The 18992-nt window shown below is 71.3% G+C and carries 20 protein-coding genes; 9 read left to right on the top strand and 11 right to left on the bottom strand.

The genetic code is table 11. The annotated features are described in order from the left end of the window. Positions 1–21: 21 nt before the first annotated feature. From DI005_RS00945 to DI005_RS00935, 3 genes are all read right to left on the bottom strand, one after another. On the bottom strand, positions 22–1281 hold the full coding sequence (locus tag DI005_RS00945) for a cyclopropane-fatty-acyl-phospholipid synthase family protein (protein WP_112271654.1): 1260 nt from the start codon (positions 1279–1281) through the stop codon (positions 22–24). Between the two features lie 8 nt (positions 1282–1289). Beyond that, the gene (locus DI005_RS00940; RefSeq protein WP_113640993.1) at positions 1290–2669 is read right to left on the bottom strand and encodes an FAD-binding protein; all 1380 of its coding nucleotides are present in this window, start codon (positions 2667–2669) and stop codon (positions 1290–1292) included. 228 nt (positions 2670–2897) lie between these two features. After that, positions 2898–4274, bottom strand: coding sequence for an FAD-binding protein (locus DI005_RS00935; protein WP_113640992.1), 1377 nt, complete (start codon positions 4272–4274; stop codon positions 2898–2900). Positions 4275–4305: 31 nt separating this feature from the next. On the opposite strand from DI005_RS00935, the gene DI005_RS00930 reads away from it, so the two are divergent. Then, on the top strand, positions 4306–4743 hold the full coding sequence (locus tag DI005_RS00930) for a TIGR03667 family PPOX class F420-dependent oxidoreductase (RefSeq protein ID WP_112271659.1): 438 nt from the start codon (positions 4306–4308) through the stop codon (positions 4741–4743). A gap of 26 nt (positions 4744–4769) precedes the next feature. On the opposite strand, the gene DI005_RS00925 is transcribed toward DI005_RS00930, so the two are convergent. Continuing rightward, the gene (locus DI005_RS00925) at positions 4770–5348 is read right to left on the bottom strand and encodes a TetR/AcrR family transcriptional regulator (protein ID WP_113640991.1); all 579 of its coding nucleotides are present in this window, start codon (positions 5346–5348) and stop codon (positions 4770–4772) included. Next, positions 5348–5476, bottom strand: a complete 129-nt coding sequence (locus DI005_RS39400; protein ID WP_255565645.1) for a hypothetical protein — start codon at positions 5474–5476, stop codon at positions 5348–5350. The genes DI005_RS00925 and DI005_RS39400 overlap by 1 nt, the downstream gene beginning before the upstream one ends. 181 nt (positions 5477–5657) lie before the next feature. On the opposite strand from DI005_RS39400, the gene DI005_RS38450 reads away from it, so the two are divergent. The 8 genes from DI005_RS38450 (at position 5658) to DI005_RS00890 (ending at position 13450) form a co-directional block, all read left to right on the top strand. Further along, a complete protein-coding gene (locus tag DI005_RS38450; RefSeq protein ID WP_170200528.1) occupies positions 5658–5816 on the top strand; it encodes a hypothetical protein in 159 nt (52 codons plus the stop codon). A gap of 72 nt (positions 5817–5888) precedes the next feature. Then, the gene (locus DI005_RS00920) at positions 5889–6113 is read left to right on the top strand and encodes a hypothetical protein (protein WP_112271661.1); all 225 of its coding nucleotides are present in this window, start codon (positions 5889–5891) and stop codon (positions 6111–6113) included. A gap of 144 nt (positions 6114–6257) precedes the next feature. After that, the gene (locus tag DI005_RS00915; RefSeq protein WP_112271662.1) at positions 6258–6494 is read left to right on the top strand and encodes a DUF6480 family protein; all 237 of its coding nucleotides are present in this window, start codon (positions 6258–6260) and stop codon (positions 6492–6494) included. Positions 6495–6506: 12 nt separating this feature from the next. Then, positions 6507–7805 (top strand): NAD(P)/FAD-dependent oxidoreductase, encoded by a 1299-nt coding sequence (locus DI005_RS00910; RefSeq protein WP_113640990.1) that lies wholly within the window; start codon positions 6507–6509, stop codon positions 7803–7805. A gap of 59 nt (positions 7806–7864) precedes the next feature. Beyond that, a complete protein-coding gene (boxC, locus tag DI005_RS00905; protein ID WP_199542425.1) occupies positions 7865–9589 on the top strand; it encodes a 2,3-epoxybenzoyl-CoA dihydrolase in 1725 nt (574 codons plus the stop codon). Positions 9590–9592: 3 nt separating this feature from the next. Then, positions 9593–11014 carry a benzoyl-CoA 2,3-epoxidase subunit BoxB gene (gene boxB / locus DI005_RS00900; protein ID WP_113640989.1) on the top strand — a complete coding sequence of 474 codons (1422 nt, stop codon included), beginning with the start codon at positions 9593–9595 and terminating at the stop codon, positions 11012–11014. A gap of 10 nt (positions 11015–11024) precedes the next feature. Then, positions 11025–12596 (top strand): benzoate-CoA ligase family protein, encoded by a 1572-nt coding sequence (locus DI005_RS00895; RefSeq protein ID WP_113640988.1) that lies wholly within the window; start codon positions 11025–11027, stop codon positions 12594–12596. Further along, positions 12593–13450: an amidohydrolase family protein gene (locus DI005_RS00890; protein ID WP_113640987.1), complete on the top strand. Its 858-nt coding sequence runs from the start codon at positions 12593–12595 to the stop codon at positions 13448–13450. Before DI005_RS00895 ends, DI005_RS00890 begins: the two co-directional genes overlap by 4 nt. 370 nt (positions 13451–13820) lie before the next feature. On the opposite strand, the gene DI005_RS00880 is transcribed toward DI005_RS00890, so the two are convergent. From DI005_RS00880 to DI005_RS00850, 6 genes are all read right to left on the bottom strand, one after another. Next, positions 13821–14621 (bottom strand): PaaX family transcriptional regulator C-terminal domain-containing protein, encoded by an 801-nt coding sequence (locus DI005_RS00880; protein WP_112272074.1) that lies wholly within the window; start codon positions 14619–14621, stop codon positions 13821–13823. Between the two features lie 113 nt (positions 14622–14734). Further along, on the bottom strand, positions 14735–15397 hold the full coding sequence (gene mftE, locus DI005_RS00875) for a mycofactocin biosynthesis peptidyl-dipeptidase MftE (RefSeq protein WP_112271667.1): 663 nt from the start codon (positions 15395–15397) through the stop codon (positions 14735–14737). Positions 15398–15539: 142 nt separating this feature from the next. Further along, positions 15540–16859 carry a mycofactocin biosynthesis glycosyltransferase MftF gene (gene mftF, locus DI005_RS00870; RefSeq protein WP_113640986.1) on the bottom strand — a complete coding sequence of 440 codons (1320 nt, stop codon included), beginning with the start codon at positions 16857–16859 and terminating at the stop codon, positions 15540–15542. Between the two features lie 148 nt (positions 16860–17007). Next, positions 17008–17787 carry a mycofactocin-coupled SDR family oxidoreductase gene (locus DI005_RS00860; RefSeq protein WP_113640984.1) on the bottom strand — a complete coding sequence of 260 codons (780 nt, stop codon included), beginning with the start codon at positions 17785–17787 and terminating at the stop codon, positions 17008–17010. Further along, a complete protein-coding gene (locus DI005_RS00855) occupies positions 17784–18644 on the bottom strand; it encodes a mycofactocin-associated electron transfer flavoprotein beta subunit (protein ID WP_113640983.1) in 861 nt (286 codons plus the stop codon). The genes DI005_RS00860 and DI005_RS00855 overlap by 4 nt, the downstream gene beginning before the upstream one ends. Further along, positions 18637–18933 carry a ferredoxin family protein gene (locus tag DI005_RS00850; protein ID WP_113640982.1) on the bottom strand — a complete coding sequence of 99 codons (297 nt, stop codon included), beginning with the start codon at positions 18931–18933 and terminating at the stop codon, positions 18637–18639. The genes DI005_RS00855 and DI005_RS00850 overlap by 8 nt, the downstream gene beginning before the upstream one ends. Positions 18934–18992 lie beyond the last annotated feature (59 nt).

The following is an 18992-nucleotide window of genomic DNA, read 5'->3' as shown; positions in this document are numbered from 1 at the left end:
GCGGTCGGGCAGCCCCCGCGGTCACACGCCCCAGTCGGGGCGCAGGGGCATCGCGGCGTCGCCGTTCGCGGCCACCTTCACGCCAAGCACCTGCTGCAGCTCGATCTTGTGCCGCTCGAAGCCCAGCCGCGACGCTGCCATGTACAGCGCCCACACCCGCGCCCTGCGCACGCCTGCCTCCTGCACCGCCTCGGACCAGTTCGCGTCGAGGTTGGCGCACCAGGCCGCGAGTGTGCGCGCGTAGTGCTCGCGCAGGTTCTCCGAATGCCGCACCTCGAACCCGTGGTCCTGCATCGCCGAGATGATCGTGCCCACGCCCTCCAGTTCGCCGTCGGGGAACACGTAGCGGTCGATGAACGGCCCCGTGTGCGCGGGCTCCCTGGTGGTCGGCCGCGTGATGCAGTGGTTCAGCAGGCGCCCGCCTTCGCGCAGTTTCGAATGCAGGAACCGGAAGTACGACGGCAGGTTGCGGGCCCCGATGTGCTCGGTGAGCCCGATGGAGGACACCGCGTCGAAGCCGCCCTCTGCCACGTCGCGGTAGTCGAGGTGCCGGACCTCGGCCCGGTCGGCGAGACCGCGCGCGACGATGTTCTTCTGCCCCCACTGCGCCTGCTCGCGCGACAGCGTGACCCCGATCGCCCGCACCCCGTAGTGCTCGGCGGCGTGCGCCACCATCCCGCCCCAGCCACAGCCCACGTCGAGCAGCCGCATCCCCGGTTCCAGGGCGAGCTTGCGGCACACCAGGTCGAACTTGTGGAACTGCGCCTCCTCCAGCGTCGAGTCCTCCTCGGGGTAGCACGCACACGTGTAGGCCATCGAGGGACCGAGCACGAGCTCGTAGAAGTGGTTCGACACGTCGTAGTGCTGCGAGATCGCCGCGCTGTCCCGGGACTTCGAATGCCGCAGCCCGCGCAGGCCGCGCTTGACCCTGCCGGGCGCCTCCTCGGCGGGCACGGGCACCGAACGCAGGAAGCGCGTGCCGAGCCTGCGCATGATCCACAGCTTGTCGGCGATGCTGAGCCCGTCGATCACGGCGGTCAGCGCACGCAGCACGGTGTAGAGGTCGCCGTGGACGTCGAGGTGCCCGGTGACGTACGCGCGGGCGAGGCCGAGCTCGCCCGGTGCGGAGAAGACGTAGCTGAGCGCCGTCGGCGAGCGCACGTCGATCCGGTGGGGCGAGCCGGGATCGCCGACGACGCTGCCGTCGTAGAGCGTGATGGCCACGTGCTCGCCCGCGGTGAGGAGCCGTCCGAACACCTCACCGAGTTCTCCATGTGCCATTGCTGCTTTCACCTCGCTCTAACGCACTTGTCGTAAAGGTCTAGCAACCTCCGCGCGGGGTCGTATCGCCGTTTCAGCGCGTGATAGGCCGTTCCGTTGTAGAGCCGCCAGAACGTGTCCTCGTCGTAGAAGCTTTCGGAGTACAGCGACTTCCGCCCGCCGAGCTCGGTCACCTTCTGCTCGATGAGCCGGTTGTGCGTGCCGTCCGGCTCGCCCGGCTCCAGCGGGACCGTTGCCCAGAAACCGAAGTTGACGTAGAGCGCTTTCGGGTCCAGTTCGTACAGTGGCCAGGTGCGGTCCGCGTCCCGCTGCCGCACCGGGCACACCCACACCGGGCTGATCGGTATCTCGCGGTGGAAGAAGTCGAGGAACGCCGCCGCCCGGTCCACCGGAACCTCGATGTCCTGCACCACGGACTCGCGTTCCGGTTTGCCCAGTGCGCGCTCGAACCGGGAGAGCAGGCCGTGCCGCCGCTCGAACGCCACGACCTTCCAGTACACGTCGGAGCGCAGCAGCTTCGGTCCCACCAGCAGGCGGACGAGCCGGTTCTGCACCCCCAGCGCGCGCGAGCACCAGAACCAGTCGGTGTCCCAGCGCCACAGGTAGTCCCGCACCGGGAGGTGGTCGACGGTGCGCTCCCTGATGGACCTGTAGTAGATGTCCAGCCACGTGTAGTCGCTGGTCTCTGGTGCCTCGCCGGTGAACGTCGCGAGCGTCAGGTACAGCTCGTCGGGTCCGAAGATCGTCCCGTCGACGAAGTCGGCCCCGCGTTCGCGGCACGCGCGCTCCAGCGCCGCGAAGTACCGCGCGGGATCGGTGTAGCGGACGTGTTCGAGCCGGACGTAGGGCCGCACCGGTTCCAGCTCGATGCGCAGGCGCAGCGCGTAGCCGAGCGTGCCGTAGGAGTTGGGGAAGCCGAAGAACAGCTCGCTGTGCTCGTTTTCGGGCCGGGCGAGCACGATCTCGCCGTCGCCGGTGAGCAGGTCCATCTCCAGCACCGACTCGTGCGGCATGCCGTTTCGGAACGACGACGACTCGATGCCCAGCCCGGTGACCGCGCCGCCGAGCGTGATGGTCTTGAGCTGCGGCACGACCAGCGGCATCAGCCCGTGTGGGAGGGTCGCGTCCACGAGCTGCTCGTAGGTGACCATGCCCTCGACGTCGGCCGTGCGCGCCACCGGATCCACCGACAGCACGTGGTTGAAATCGGAGACGTCCAGCCCGGAGGAGGTGTCGGCGCGCGGCCGGAAGAGGTTCGACGTGCGTTTCGCCAGCCGCACCGGGGCGGCCTCGGGCAGTGCGGCGAGCTGCTCCCGCAGCCGCGCCACCCTCGCCGCGTACCCCTCAGCTGTGGCCGTGCTCCCGCTTCCCCCGCCGCTTCGCACCATGCAACCCATGATCGCGCTGTCCCGGCCGCGCTGCCAGGGTCCGCTGTGGGTTTGCCTACGGTCAGGCGAAAACGCAGGTCAGACGGGTTGACCCAAATGGCCTATTCGCGGTAAGAGGCGCTGCGCGCCGCTGTGTTCGTCAAACGCGGGCATGGTGGCCTCCACTGCGGCTGAGGTGTCCCGGCAACGCCGCCCTCGACGGCCTCGAGCGCGTCGTCGTGCCCGCGCTCATGCGTCCGGACCCCCGAAAACGCCCTGACCGACCGTCAGCACGCCCTTCGGGTCGTACCGCTTCTTGGCGGCCTCCAGCTTCTCCCACTCGTCGCCGAAGTGGTCCTTCCAGTCCTTCTCCGTCATCGGCAGCGTGTTGGCCGGGTACACCGTGCCGCCGAGCGCCTTGACCCGCTCGTACAGGCCGGTGTTGAGCTGGATCATCCTCGCCACGCCCGCCGGGTCGTACGGCTTGCCCGTGCGCAGCAGTGCGAACAGCCACACGAGGTCGCTCGACGGCACACGGACCAGCGGTGTCGACAGCGGCTCCCTGCGCACCGGGTAGAGCATCACGAGGCCCGAGTCGCCGAGGTCCTCGCCGCCCGTCTCGGCGAGCGTGTCGGCCACCACGGCCTCCACCTCGTCATCGGGCACGAACACGTTGAGCCACGGGTGCGGGTGGAACCAGCTGCCCTCCTCGCGCAGCACCGCTTCGCCGTCGGCCATCCGGTCGAGGAACTCGTGATAGGTCGAGTCCTCCACCTCGGCGGTCTCGCGCGAGAACGACAGGTCCCCGAGCAGTGCCTCCTCGTCGGGCTGGTCCGGCAGCGAGAAGTACGACGCTGCCTCCAGCAGGTACAGCCACTCGCCGGTCTCGTCGTCGAGCAGGAGCTGGCCCTCCACGTAGTCGAAGCGGCCGTCGGTGACCGTGGTGCGCTGGTCGGCGAGGAAGTCGCCGAGCGTGTCGTAGTACAGCTTCCAGCGGCGCGCCCGCTGCTTGGCGGGCTGCAGCCGGATCGTGGCGCGGGTGACGATCCCGCACTGGCCGAGCCCGGCGCGCACGGCGTCGAACAGCTCGCCGTTCTCGTCCGCCGAGCAGCGCACGAGCGCGCCCTCGCCGGTGACGACGTCGAGCTCGGTGACCGTGTCGGTCTGCATGCCGTGGTGGTGGGTCGCGCCGCCGATGCCGCCGACGGCGAGCGTGCCGCCGACCGTCAGCTCCAGGTAGTCCGTGAGCACCGGCGGGGTGAGCCCGCGCGGCAGGCTCGCGCCGAGCACCTGCTGCCAGCGCGCCCCGGCGTCGACCACCAGCCGATTGCCGGTGCCGGCGTGCACGGTGGCGAGGCTCGTCATGTCGAGCACGATGCCGCCGGCCGCCTGGCCCTGCCCGAACGGCGAGTGACCAGCCCCTCTCGCCGCGACCGGAACACCCCTCTCCGCGGCGAACCCGACGACGGCCGCGACGTCCGCCGGGCTTCCCGGTCGGACCACGACGCGGGGCCGTGCCTGGACGATGTGCCCCCAGTCCCGGGCCGCGGCAGCCAAGCTCGCGTCGCCGTCGAGGACATCGCCGTCGAGCGTGGGCAGGTCGGCGAGATCGAACGCTTCCGGCATCTGCCGGACTCTAGCGGCTAGCCTGGCGCACATGGCAGGAGACGTGCTCCCGGCCGAGGGGGAACCGTTCGGCGACCGGGTCCGCCGCAGGCTGCGGGACGAGGCGATCATCTGGCTCACCACCGTCGGCGCGGACGGCACGCCGCAGCCCAACCCGGTGTGGTTCCTGTGGGAGGGCGGCGAGGTGCTGGTCTACACCCGCCCCGACGCCTACCGGCTCGCCCACATCCGCCGCCGTCCCCGGGTCGGCCTGCACTTCGACAGCGACGGCACGGGCGGCGACATCATCGTGCTGAAGGGCACCGCGCGGATCGACGAGAGCCTGCCGCCGGCCGCGGAAATCCCCGCCTTCCGGGAGAAGTACGGCCAGGGCATGGTCACCGTCAGCGGCAGCGCCGAGAAGTTCAGCGCCGACTACTCCGTCGCGCTGCGGGTCCGCGTCGAGCGCGTGCGCGGCTTCCTGACCTGACCCCTGCTCGATTCCACGTCTGGCCTTCACTGCGGTAACCGAGTCCAGCTCTCGTGCAGACCGCGGAGCAGTGCGCGGATGGCCGACGCCGGGTCGAAGGCGGGATCCGGGCTGAGGCACTGGTGGGCGAGCAGGCCGTCGAGCAGGGACAGGACGGTCCACAGGTCACGTTCGGGGTGCGGGGAGCCGAGCGCACGGAACCAGTCCGCCGCCCAGGACTCGATCCGCCCCTGCTGCACCGCGACCTGCTCGCGCAGCCCGCCGTGGAAGGCCGCCTCGGCGAGCAGGGCGTGCCGCGCGAGCGTGACCACCCGTGCGGGGCCGGTCAGCTCCAGTGCGAGCTCGCCCACCACGTCGGCGAAGACGTCGATCTCCACCGCGCCGGTCAGCTCGGCCGCGACACGCTCCCAGCTGCGCGTCTCCAGCTCCCGCAAGCGTTCCAGGACGCCGGCCAGCAGCGCGTCCCGCGTGCGGAAGTGGTTGGAAGCCGTTCCGGATGGCACCCCGGCCTCCGCGTCCACCGCGCGGTGGGTCAGCTGCCGGGTGCCCTGTGTGCCGAGCACCCGGATCGCCGCGTCGAGGACCTGTTCCCGCCTGCCTGTCATCACGACGACAGTAACGGGGCGTCGCTCACCGCCGCGTCGACGCACGCCTCCGCGGTGCGGCGGCACGAGTTGCGGCAGCCGCCCGCGTTGCGCTTCGTGTCCGCGCGGGCGTCCCGGGCGGGAGTCACCACCTCGCTCGAGCAGGACACACCCGGTAGGGCGCTCGGCGCCCCGCTTCTGCCGCTGCCTGTCCACCTTGGACACGGGTGACGTTTTTCAGCCTTTCAGGTTGGGATCGCCCTGTGGTTTTTCCGCTGTCGCGTCGGGTATATCAAGATCATCGGTTTTCTGGTGTGAAAGGAGCCCGTGATGCGGAGCCCCGATGCCGAGCGACAGGCCGAGAGCGTCGAGACCGTCACGGCCGGCGTTCAAGGCGGGGCGGGAGAGGCGGCGGGCAACCTGCGTGTTCCCCTGCCCCGTGACGACGATGACGAGCTGGAGCCCACCATCGTCCTCGGCCGCGAATAGTCCCGGTTCCCCCTCCGAGCCCATTGGTGTAGCGTGCTACGCAATCACTGAGGGGTTCGAAGGGGTACCGACATGATCCGCCGAGACCGCGAGCTGCTCGCCCGGCTCTCCGCTGTGAACACCCATCTCGGTGAGGCCGTGGTGGAGCTGCTGCACCGCCAGGACGGCGGCCAGCTGCCCGCGGACGGCCTGCGTCTGCTCGGCAAGCACCTGCAGGAGCTGACCACCGACCTGATCGCCCGCGCCGACGAGCTCGACGCGATCGAGGGCGAACCGCACGTCCCCAGGCTCCACTGAGCCGGCCCACCGTCCGCGCCAGCGCCACCCATCCGCAGTGAAGGCCACCTTCACTGCGTTGAACGCAGGCATGGTGGCCTTCACTGCGGACGGGGCTCGGATCGGGCACGGGTTTGCCCTGGCGCGCGTGGGTACCCGGAGGCCATGACCACGCCACCACCTGATCCGGACCCGGCCAGGACGCCCGGACTCGAGGAGGGCGGCGGCGTCCGGCCCGGCGACACGCCGCCCGAATCCGGCCAGACGTCCGGCCTCTCGCACCGCGAGCCCCGGCAGTCCAAGGGGATGTCGATCGCGTGGCTCGTGGTCGTGGTGGCGAGCATCGTGCTCGTCGCCGGATTCTTCATCGCCTACTTGGTGATCTACGTCAACGGTGGGTAGGAGGCTTCTCGCGTGTCGAAACGGATCGTGATCGTCGGCGGCGGCTACGTCGGTCTCTACGCCGCGTTGCGCCTGCAGCAGCGGCTGCGCAGCGGCGAGGCGCAGGTGACCGTGGTCAACCCGGAGAACTTCATGGTCTACCGGCCGCTGTTGCCCGAGGTCGCCTCGGGCACGCTCGAACCGAGGCACGCCGTGGTCCCGCTGCGCGCGGTGCTGAGCGGGACGCGCTTCGTCGCAGGAAGGCTCACGGGTGTGGACACCCAGCGCAGGGTCGCGTCGGTCGCACCCGAGGCGGGCCCGGAACTGGAGCTGGAATACGACGAGCTGGTGCTCGGCATGGGCGCCATGTCCAAGCTGCTCCCGATTCCCGGGCTGGCCGAGTGCGGGATCGGGTTCAACTCGCTGGCCGAGGCCGTGCACCTGCGTGACCACGTGCTGCGCCAGCTGGAGATCGCCTCCGCCACCAGCGATCCCGAGCTGCGCCGCTGCGCGCTGACGTTCGTGTTCGTCGGTGGCGGCTACACCGGCGTCGAGGCGCTCGCCGAGCTGCAGGACATGGCCGTCGACGTGCTGGAGGGCTATCCCGAGATCGACGCCTCGGAGATGCGCTGGGTGCTCGTGGAGGCCATGGACCGCATCCTCACCACGGTCAGCGAGGACCTCGCCGCGCGTGCGGTGTCCGAGCTGCGTGGCCGCGGCATCGACGTGCGGCTGAGCACGCAGCTTGAGTCGGCCGAGGACGGCCTGGTGCGGCTGAACGACGGCGACAGCTTCCGCGCGAGCACCCTCGTGTGGGTCGCCGGGACGAAGCCTCCGCCGCTGGTCAAGGAACTGGGACTGCCCACAGACCAGCGTGGCCGGATCGTCGTCGACGAGACGATGCGCGTCGAGGGACACCCCGACATCTGGGCGGCGGGCGACTGCGCCGCGGTGCCCGACCTGCAGAAGGGCGGGGTGTGCCCGCCGACCGCGCAGTACGCGGTGCGGCAGGCGCGCAGGCTCGGCGACAACATCGCGCAGCGGCTGCGGGGCGGCGAGCTGAAGCCGTTCCACTACAAGAGCAAGGGCGAGTTCGTGACGCTCGGCATGAACAAGGCGGTCGGCGAGATGCTGGGCCGCAAGGTCCACGGCAGGTTCGCGTGGACCGCCCGCCGCGCGTACTACGCCACCCAGATCCCCACGTGGAACCGCACGATCAGGGTGCTCGGCGACTGGCTCGTCGGCATGCCGTTCGGGCACGATGTGGTCAACCTGGATTCCCGCGAGGAGCCGCGTGGCGCCTTCCAGGAGGCGGCGGGGCGGCGTGCTTAGCCCTGCTTAGTTCTACACAACCTTGACGTCGGTATGGTCATGCGTAGAAACTTGACAGGGTGACCGCCATCGATGTCGAGGACACCGCAGGGCCGACCACCGTGTCGTTCGACCGGCACCCGGACTCCTATCGCCACTGGAGACTGCGGGTGGACGGCCCGCTCGCGTGGCTGGTGCTGGACGTCGACGAGCAGGGCGGGCTCGTCCCCGGTTACGAGCTCAAACTCAACTCCTACGACCTCGGCGTGGACATCGAGCTGTACGACGCCGTGCAACGGCTGCGCTTCGAGCACCCCGGCGTGCGCACGGTGGTGGTGACCAGCGGCAAGGACAACGTCTTCTGCGCGGGCGCCAACATCCGGATGCTCGCGGGCTCACCGCACGAGTGGAAGGTGAACTTCTGCAAGTTCACCAACGAGACCCGCAACGGCATGGAGGACGCCACCGAGTTCTCCGGGCAGACCTACCTGGCCGCGGTGAACGGCGCCTGCGCGGGCGGCGGCTACGAGCTCGCGCTCGCGTGCGAGCACATCGTGCTGGTGGACGACAACTCCTCCACGGTGGCGCTGCCGGAGGTGCCGCTGCTGGGCGTGCTGCCCGGCACGGGCGGGCTCACGCGGGTGGTGGACAAGCGGCGGGTGCGCAAGGACCGGGCCGACGTGTTCGCCACGCGCAGCGACGGCGTCAAGGGCAGGACGGCCGTCGACTGGGGCCTCGTCGACGAGCTGGCGCCGCGGCGGGAGTTCACCGAGACGGTCACCCGCAGGGCCGAGGAGCTGGCGGAGCGCAGCACCAGGCCCCCGGACGCCGCCGGGATCGAGCTGACGCCGCTGCGGCGCGAGGAGACACCGGAAGGGCTGGAGTACGAGCACGTCTCCGCCCGCTACGACCGGGGCGCCGGCACGGTGGAGCTGACCGTGCGCGGACCATCGGCGGAGCCAGGCGACCCGCACGAGCGGGGCGCGGAGTTCTGGCTGCTCGCCCTGACCCGTGAGCTGGACGACGTGATCCTGCGGTTGCGCACCAACGAGCCCGAGCTTGGGACGTGGGTGCTGCGCACCGCCGGGGACCCTGAGCTGGTGCTGCGGCACGAGGCCGCGGTGCTCGACGGTGCGGCCGGGGATTGGCTCCGCAACGAGATCCTGCACTACTACAAGCGGACGCTGAAGCGGCTCGACGTCACCAGCCGGAGCCTGATCGCCCTGATCGAGCCGGGCTCGTGCTTCGCGGGCGTGCTGCTGGAGCTCGCGCTCGCGTGCGACCGGCAGTACATGTTGGACGGTCCTCCCCCGCCGGCTACGCCCTCATTGGCGGGGGCACCCCCACAGATCGAGGACGAGGACAGCGACGAGCGCGCGTCGATCACGCTCTCCGACGCCAACTTCGGGCCGTTGCCGATGGGCAACGGGCTGACCCGGCTGGAGTCCCGCTTCTACCGCGAGGACGACCACCTGGCGTGGCTCGCCAAGGAGCGCGGCCGCGCGCTGGCCCCCGCCGACGCCGTGGAGCTCGGGCTGGTCACCGACGCCCCCGACGACATCGACTGGGAGGACGAGATCCGCCTGGTGATCGAGGCTCGGAGGGGGCTTTCTCCGGACGCGCTGACCGGCATGGAGGCCAACCACCGCTTCGTGGGGCCCGAGACCATCGAGACCAAGGTGTTCGGACGCCTCTCGGCCTGGCAGAACTGGATTTTCAACCGGCCCAACGCCGCGGGGGAGCAGGGCGCGTTGCGTCGCTACGGCACGGGTCAGAGAGCCGTCTTCGACCGGAAACGGGTGTAGAGCATGCCGGAAAAGATTGACTACGACGCCAAGATCCCGAACAACGTCGACCTGTCGTCCAACCGGCGCCTGCAGCGGGCGCTGGAGGGCTGGCAGCCGAGGTTCATGAACTGGTGGGCCGAGATGGGCCCCACGCTGGAGACCCACGGCGTGTACCTGCGCACGGCGGTCAGCGTCGGCCGCGAGGGCTGGGCGCATTTCGACCACGTGGTGCCCGAGGAGTACCGGTGGGGCATCTTCCTCGCCGAGCGCGACGCCGACCGCACCATCGGCTTCGGCGAGCACAAGGGCGAACCGGTGTGGCAGCAGGTGCCCGGCGAGTACCGGGCCGACCTGCAACGGCTCATCGTCATCCAGGGCGACACCGAGCCCGCGAGCGTCGAGCAGCAGCGGCTGCTCGGCCTCACCGCCCCGTCGCTGTACGACCTGCGCAACCTCTTCCAGGTCAACGTGGAGGAGGGCAGGCACCTGTGGGCGATGGTGTACCTGCTGCACGCCTACTTCGGCCGCGAGGGCCGGGAGGAGGCCGAGGCGCTGCTGTACCGCAACTCCGGCAGCCCCGACTCCCCGCGCATCCTCGGCGCGTTCAACGAGGAGACCGCCGACTGGCTGGCCTTCTACATGTTCACCTACTTCACCGACCGCGACGGCAAGTACCAGCTCGGCACCCTCAAGGAGTCCGCGTTCGACCCGCTGTCGCGCACGTGCGAGTTCATGCTCAAGGAAGAGGCCCACCACATGTTCGTGGGCACCACCGGCGTCGACCGCGTGGTGACCCGCAGCGCCGAGCTGATCCGCGAGCGCGACACGCTCGACATCGCCTCGCACGGCGGCATCCCGCTCGACATCGTGCAGAAGTACATCAACTTCCACTACAGCGTCTCGCTGGACCTGTTCGGCAGCGAGACCTCCACCAACGCCGCCAACTACTACACGTCCGGGCTGAAGGGCCGCTGGCTGGAGAACCGCCGCAAGGACGACCACAAGCTCACCGACGACAGCGCGCTGCTGGAGAAGCCCCGCGACGACGGCACGTGGACCCAGGAGGAGCTGCAGGCGATCCTGCTGCTCAACCTCGACCTGCGCACCGAGTACATCTCCGACTGCCGCAGCGGGCTCAAGCGCTGGAACAAGATCCTCGCCGACAACGACATCGACTACCGCCTTTACCTGCCGCACCCCGGGTTCAACCGGCAGGTGGGCATCAACGCGGGCTACCACGTGACCCCCGACGGCACTATCGTCGACGAGCAGACGTGGCAGGCATCCAAGAGCAAATGGTTGCCCACCAGCGAGGACCTCACCTTCGTCCGTTCGTTGATGAAACCGGTCTACGAACGTGGCAAGATCGCGAGCTGGGTAGCACCTCCGACCAACGGCATCAACGGCAAGCCCTTCGACTACGAATACGTCTACCTGACCTAAGGCGGGGCCCATGTCAGCGCTGACCGCTCCTCCCACCACCTTCAACGCCACCGAGTACCTGGTCGGCAGGCACGTCGCTGCCGGCGACGGGGCACGCACCGCCGTCGTGTCCAACACCCGCACGCTCAGCTACGCCGAGCTGGACGAGGAGGTCCGCAGGGTCGCGGGCGGGCTGCACGCGCTCGGCGTGCGGCCGGAGGAACGCGTGCTGATGTGCATGGCCGACGAGGTCGAGCTGTTCACCGCCATCCTCGGCGCGATGTACCTCGGCGCCGTCGCCGTCCCGTGCTCGACCATGCTCACCGCGGGCGAGCTGGGCAAGCTCATCGCCGACTCGCGTACCCGGATCGTGCTCGGTTCCAGCGCGTTCGGTGACGTCGTGCTGGCCGCCGTCGAGCAGGCACCGGACGTCGAGACCGTCGTCCTCACCGACGACTGGCACCGCCTGCGGGGCGCGGGGGAGGGCGCACAGCCCTACGCGACGTGGGCCGACTCGCCCGCATTGTGGCTCTACACCTCGGGCACCACCGGCACGCCCAAGGCGGCGATGCACCGGCACACCGACATCCGGTTCGTGGCGGAGACCTACGCCCATCAGGTGCTCGGCATCACCCGCGACGACCGGTGCCTCTCCGTCGCGAAACTGTTCTTCGCCTACGGCATCGGCAACTCGATGTTCTTCCCGCTCTCGGTCGGCGCGACAGCGCTGCTCGAGTCGGCGCGGCCGACCCCGCAGCTCGTCGCCGCGCGCGCGATGACCGACCGCGCGACGCTGCTCTTCGGCACGCCGAGCTTCTGGGGACCGCTACTGGCGAGCGACGTGCCCCGCGACGCGTTCTCCTCGGTGCGCCAAGGGGTTTCGGCCGGGGAGGCGTTGCCCGCACGGATGTTCCACGGCATGCGCGACGAGTTCGGTGTCGAGGTGCTCGACGGCATCGGCTCCACCGAGATGCTGCACATCTTCATGTCCAACCGGCCCGGCGAGGTCCACCCGGCGTCGTCGGGTGTTCCGGTGCCCGGATACGACGTGGAGATCCGCGACGAGCACGGTGCGGTGGTCTCCGAGATCGGTAAGCCGGGTGAGCTCTACGTGCGCGGTGACAGCGCGGCGACCGGCTACTGGTGCCGGGCGGAGACGTCGCGCAAGGTGTTCCTCGGCGAGTGGATGCGCACCGGCGACACGTACGTGCGCAACGAGGACGGGACGTACTCGTGTCTCGGCCGCTTCAACGACATGATCAAGGCGGGCGGCATCTGGGTGACGCCGAGCGAGGTGGAGGAACGGCTGCTGGAGCACCCGGACGTTGCCGAGGCCGTGGTGGTCGCGGTACCCGATTCCGACGAGCTCGACAAGCCCGTCGCGTGCGTGGTGCCGAAGCCGGGTACGCACGTGGACGGCGACGCGTTGATCGCGTGGTGCCGGGCGGGGCTCGCGTCGTTCAAGCGCCCGCGCGCGGTCGTGGAGCTGACCGAGCTGCCCAAGACGGCGACCGGCAAGATCCGGCGCAACGTGCTGCGCGACCTGGTCAGGACCGACGCGGTGCCGGTCGCGGAGGCTCCGCCCGTCGAGGCGGTTACGTGATCGACGGCTACCCCGTGGTCGACGCGCACGTGCACGTGCCGCGCCTTTCGACCCTCAAGCCGGCGTGGCTGGAGTGGGCTCGGCGGTTCTCGGGGCCGCATCCGTGGCGTTCGGTCTACGACTCGGCCGGTGACCCGGTGCCTGAGCGGCTCGACGCGCTGTTCGAGGAGGAGGGCGTCGACCGGGCGCTGTTGTTCTGCGAGTACAGCCCTCGGGCGACCGGGATCCAGCCGATCGAGGACAACCTGCCGTTCGTGGAGTGCAATCCCCGGCGGTTCCGGCTCGTGGCCAACGTGAACCCCCATCTGCACCACCCGCTGGCGTCCGAAGTGGAGCGTCAACTGGACCTCGGCGCGGTGGCGCTGAAACTGCACCCGGTGCACGGCGGGTTCTCTCCGGCGGACAAGGAGCTGTACCGCGCCTACCAGGTGTGTGAGGAACGCGGCGTCCCGGTGATCCTCCACTCTGGCACGAGCAGCTTCCCCGGCGCGAGAACGATCTTCGGTGACCCCCAGCTGCTGGCCGACGTGGTGGAGGACTTCCCGGACGTGCGGTTCGTTTTCGCGCACGGTGGCCGTGGGTGGTGGTATGACGCGGCGGCGTTTCTGGCGCTGGCCAAGGACAACGTGTGGCTCGATCTGGCGGGTCTGCCGCCGAAGAAGCTGCCCGAGTACTACGCGCGGTTCGATTTCGAGAGGCTCGCGACCCGTTTCGTTTTCGGCACCGATTGGCCGGGGGTACCGGGCACGGCCCGCAACGTCCGCGCCCTCGCGGCACTCGGGCTTCCCGAGGAGGTACTGCGCGACGTCCTGGCCGGTAACGCGGCGAAGCTGTACCCGGGGTTGGCGATCTGACCCGCTCCGGCCCGCGAGTCCCCCGTTCGGGCCGGCGAGTTGCCCGCTCGGGCGCGCGAGTCCCCCGCCAAGGCCCGTGAGTCCCCCGTTCCGGCCCGCGAGTTCTGCGTTCCGGGCCACGAGTGGCCCGTTCAGGACATTCGCTTCGGCTGCCCGGCTCGCCGGGGCTCCCGATTCGCACACGCGGGCTCCCGGCCGGGAACGCACGATTCGCGGTCGGGAGCGGGGGACTCGCGCGCCTGAGTGGGGGACTCGCGCGCCGGAGTGGGGGACTCGCGGGCCTTGGCGGGGGACTCGCGCGCCGGAGTGGGGGACTCGGCGTCCGGAGCGGGGGACTCGCGGGCCTTGGCGGGGGACTCGCGAATGCGGGTCAGGCGGCTTCTTCGGCGGCCAGGCGTTCGTCCCAGCGGTGCTGGGCGGAGGGGCGCCATTCGGTATGCCTGCGGTGGAACAGCTCGGCCGCCTTGGCTCCGCTCCAGCCCGTTGGCAGGAGGGTCGCTGGCAGCTGGGGGTCCAGGAAGGGGAACCGGCGCCATTCGTGCACCAGCCGGGTCTGCGCGTCGAGCACGGCATCGCCGCCGGCGGGCTCCAGCGCCGCGAAGGCACCGACGAACTCCTCGTACCGCGTTTCCAGGTTCCGCAGGTCCCATGCGCGGGCGACCATTGTCGCCTCGTCGCCGATCCGGCCGTACGGACCGGTGAACGACAGCGCGTCGCCGAGGCCCAGGCCCGTGAGGATGTCGAGCGCTTCCGCCTCGCGCGAGGTGTGGGGGGTGACCCACACGCCGGGGTCGGGCGAGCCGAAACCCGCCCACGTCAGCTTGGTCCGCAACTGGTGCCGCAGGTCCCGCTTGGCCTCGGGCACGGACACGAGCACCACGAGCCACTCGCCGTCCCAGGTGCGCTCGGTGCTGCCGAAGTCGTAGATCCGCCGCGCGCCCTCGGTGAGCAGCTTGCGCCCCGGCTGCGTCAGCGACCACCGCACGCGCCTGCCGACGCGCTCCGACTCCAGCCAGCCCTCCGCGGCGGTGCGGGCCAGGGCCTGGCGGGCGGACTTCTCCTCGACGTCGAACATCGCCAGCGCGTCCACCAGCACGGAGGTCCACACCGGACGATCACGGGGGAGCACGAACTCGCCGAGCAGCGTCATGAGCAGCGACCGCGCGCTCATGTGGCTGACCTCGCGCCGTCTGCTCAGCACCGGCCTGCCGCGCCGCCCCTCCGCCGCCGGCATCGCGTCACCACCCTCATCGCTGATCGTGCGTGCCACTGGGCAGGGTAGCGTCACCCGGCCTGCCAGTCGCGCACGGCGGTGACCAGCGCGTCCGTCCAGGCCTCGAGCCGTGCCTCGCCCTCCGTGGCCGTCGCGCCCGTCGGATCACCGAGCACACCGTTCGCGCTCACGCTCCGTACACCCCTGCTCACCAGCCGGTCGATCAGCGAAGGCAGCGGTTCCGTGTTGCCGGGTTCGCCGGGCAGCACGTCGCCGGGTCGCAGGTGCAGCAGCACGGACGTCTCGGTGCGCCCCGCGTGCGTGTCGTCGGGCGGCCCGCCCGGAGCCCACGCGAACACGCGCCTGCCCTCCGCGCGCAGCAGCCGCACGGCGTTCCGCAGGGGTTCCAGGTTGCCGCCGTGACCGTTGACGAACACGATCCCCGCGAAGTGGTCGGCCGAGCGCGCCAGCTCGACGAGCACGAGTTCCAGTGCCTCCTGCCCGATCGACAGCGTCCCCGGGAAGCCCGCGTGCTCGCCGCTCGACCCGTACGGTAACGCCGGTGCCACGACCACGCCGGGCACGCGCTCGGCGAGCCGTCGCGCCAGCTCCTCGGCGACGGTGGTGTCGGTGTCGAGCGGCAGGTGCGGGCCGTGCTGCTCGGTCGCGCCCAGTGGAACGGCCAGAAGCGCGCGCGGCACCTCAGGCCAGCGCAGGTTCGCCAGGGAGGTCATCGCGGCGTGCCCTCGGTGCGGGGGTGCGTTCGCGGAGGCTGCCCGTCCACACCCCGGCGCCGTAGGTGGGGTCGTCGGCGGGCTACGCGGGTGGGCTCGGTGGTGGGCGTTGCCTCGGGCCAGGGCAAGCGGGACACCGACGTCATCGCAGCGCGCCCTCGGTGAATGCGGGCAGCAGTGCCGCGGGGGTGCGTTCGCGGAGGCTGCCCGTCCACACCCCGGCACCGTAGGCGAGGTCGTCGGCGATCCGCAGGGCCAGCCACGCCGGCGAGTGCCCGAGTGCCTCCGCCGCGCACGGCACCAGCGCGGCCAGCAGCACGCGGCGTCCCCTCGCGGTGAGCAGCGCGGCGGGCCACCACGCGCGGCGCGTGGCCTCCGCGAGCAGCCTGCCCGCGCCGAGGTGGCCGAGCGCCGCCAGCCGCAGGGACTCCGGCACCGGCACGCCCCGGCCCCGCAGCCTGCGCGGCAGCAGTGCCGTCGAGCCGGCCGCGAGCGCGAGGGCGAGCCACGGCCTGCCGAGCGCCAGCAGTGCCCACGCCGCCGCGCTCCACGCCGACAGCCGCGCCGGACTCAGCTTGCCGGGATGCCGCCGCGACAGCGGGGCCGCCGACGTGCCGTACTCGAACCGCTGCCGCAGCCACGGGCGCAGCGCGGCTCTCGGCTCGTGCGTCACCACGGCGGTGGGCTCGTAGCGCACGGCACCGAGCTCGAGCAGCCGCCACACCAGGTCGACGTCCTCGCCGAAGCGCAGACCGGTGTCGAAACCGTCCACAGCGGACAGCGCGGAGCGGCGGACGACGAGCGCCGCGCTCGGCACGTAGCTCACGCGGCTCATCGGTCGCACCGGCGCGGGGCGGGCACCGAGGTCGAGGCTCGACCGGTCGGCCTCGTACCGCGCGAGCACGTCGTCGCCCGGCACGCTGCGGATCCGGGGCGCCACGGCGAGCACGGTCGGGTCGGAGAACTGCGGCAGGAGCGCGTCGAGCCAGCCCGGCTCAGGCTCGGTGTCGGAATCGAGGAACGCCACCAGCTCGGTGCCCGCCAGCCGCCAGCCCGCGTTGCGTGCGGCGGCGGGCCCGCCCGGCCGCTCGTGCCGCACGTTCGCGCCGGGAAGCGGCTCGCGCGAGCCGTCGTCGACCACGATCCGCTCCGCGACCTCGGTGGTCGCGGACAGCACGCGTTTGACCCCGCCGGGGTTGTCCTTCACCGGCACCACGACGGTCACGTCGGCCGCGGTCAGCAGGGGCGGCGGGCTCGGGTGCACGAGCCCGGCGTCCAGCAGCCTGCGCGCGAGCCGTTCCTCCGAGGGGCCGTCGCCCAGCGGTTCGCCGGCGAGCCACCGGTCGAGCAGCCGGGTGCCCGCCTTGCCGAGCCGCACGAGGCGAAGCGGTGAGCCGCCGATGAGCAGGGGGCCGCGCCTGCGCACGGAGTCGTCGAGCGTGAGCCGCGTGCCGGGCTTCACGACGTGGCACCTCCCTCCGGACGTACGGATCGCCGATGGGAACGCAGGACTCGCGGTCCGGAACGCAGAACTCGCGGGCGGGAACGCAGAACTCGCGGTCCGGAACGCAGAACTCGCCGACGGGAACGCAGAACTCGCGGGCCCGGCTTCACGGCGCGAAGCCTCCGTCCGCGTGCACGACCGTGCCCGTGATGGCCGAGGACTCTGGCGAGCACAGGAAGCACACCGCCGCCGCGACCTCGTCGGGCTCGAGCAGCCGCTCGACCAGTTGGTGGGAGGCGAACTCCTCGACGTCGCCGAGGTCGTAGAGCCGCGCCGTCGCCGTGAGCATGTCCGTGCGGGTCGAGCCCGGCGACACCGCGGTCGCGCAGATGCCCGTGCCACGCAGGTCGGTGGCGAGCCCCTTGACGAGCCCGACCACCGCGTGCTTGGCGGCGTTGTAGCCCGCAAGGTGCCACAGGCCGTGGTGGGCCGCGGCCGACGCGAGCGCGACGAACCGGCCCTGCCGAGGCTGCGGGCGGCGCAGCATGGCGGGGATCGCGGCGCGCGCGAGGTTGGCGATCCCGGTGACGCCGACGGAGAACAGGGCGTCCCATTCGGTGTCGTCGCTCTCCCACAGCGGGCGGCCGCCCGCCATGAGCGCGGCGGCGGCCACCGCGGCGTCGAGTCCGCCGAAGCGCTCCTCGGCCAGTGCGACCGCCGAGCGCAGCCCGGCCAGGTCCTGCACGTCGGCGACGACGTCGAGCACCGAGTCCGGATACGAGGCCGCCAGCGCGGCCAGCTCCTCCCTTGTGCCGAGCGGGTACGGCACGCGGGGGTCGTCGGCGCAGCGGTCGACGGCCACCACCTGCCAGCCCGTGGTGGCCAGGCGCCGGACCACCGCCGCGCCGATTCCCCGGGCGGCACCGGTGACCAGCGCGACGCTCACAGGTAGCCCTTGCCCCGCAGGTACTCCAGCAGCTCGTCGGCCGCCTCGGTCGGGTCGTCGGTGACGACGACGCGGGGCGGTTCGCGATGCTCGTACGCACCGGTGAGGCGCAGCAGCCGCAGCCGGGGGTCGGCCTCGGGCGGCGGGGGAAGCTCCTTGGCCCTCGGCCGGAACGGGCGCGCGGCGTGTGCGGTCACCGGCTCGGCGGCGATGGACCCCGTGACGACCGGGATCGTGGCCGTGCGCGCCGCCAGTGTCGAGGGCAGCGCGGCCCTGCGCAGCCGCAGCCCGGCCGGTTCGACGGAGCACACGGCGGGCAGCGGCACGGCGAGCCGCTCCCTGCGGCCCCTGTCGAGCCTGCGCAGCGCCAGCAGCTCACCGTCGGCATAGGACAGTTCCACGAGGCCGAGTGCCTGCGCGCAGCCCAGCTCGGCGGCGAGGAACGCGGGGGTGCTGCCGGTGCCCCGGTCGGCCGAGTGGTCGCCGGTGAGCACGAGCGACGGCTCGCCGAGTTCCGTCCTGATCGCGTGTGCGAGCGCCCGCGCCGTGGTGGCGCCGGAGTCGGGGACGCGGGAGTCCCACGACGGCACGTCAACGCGCAGCACCGCGTCGGCACCGCACGCGAGGGCGTCGCGAAGCAGCTCCTCCGCCGGTTCCGGGGCGAGGGTCACGGCGACGCACCGGCCTGCGGCGGCCTCGGCGATGCGCAGTGCGTGCTCCAGCGCGCACCTGTCGGCCTCGCTCGGACCGGCACCGCGCGGGTCGGTCTCGACCTCGCCCGATAGCGGGTCGATCCTGGCCCGCGCGTCGGTCCAGCGCAGCAGGGCCACGACGAGCGGCCTGAGCGGCTCAGCCATGGCGGAACACCACGCCCTGGCCGCCGTCGGGGTAGCTCCAGCTGATCGCGTTGCCGCCGTCGCACATCAGGTAACACGTGCCGCACTCGAAGCACTGCTCGTAGTTGAACAGGATCCCGCCCTCGGCGGTGGGCACGAACAGGTTCGCCGGGCACGCGTGCACGCAGGTCTTGGTGGTGCACGACCGGCAGACGTCGGTGTCCACCACGATGTGCGGCTGCTCCGCGACCCGGAAGTCAACGTGCGACATCCGGTCCTCGAACGAGACGTCGCCGTAACGCTGCTTCATGGGCACCTCCTAGCTGCAGTGATGGTGGCCTTCACTGCGGATGGTTGGCTCATGGGGAC

Origin of the sequence: Prauserella sp. PE36 (genome assembly GCF_003311655.1) — a bacterium.
GTDB lineage: Bacteria > Actinomycetota > Actinomycetes > Mycobacteriales > Pseudonocardiaceae > Prauserella_A > Prauserella_A endophytica.
The sequence above is the reverse complement of the archived record's forward strand: the minus strand, read 5'-3'. Positions and strand labels throughout refer to the sequence as shown.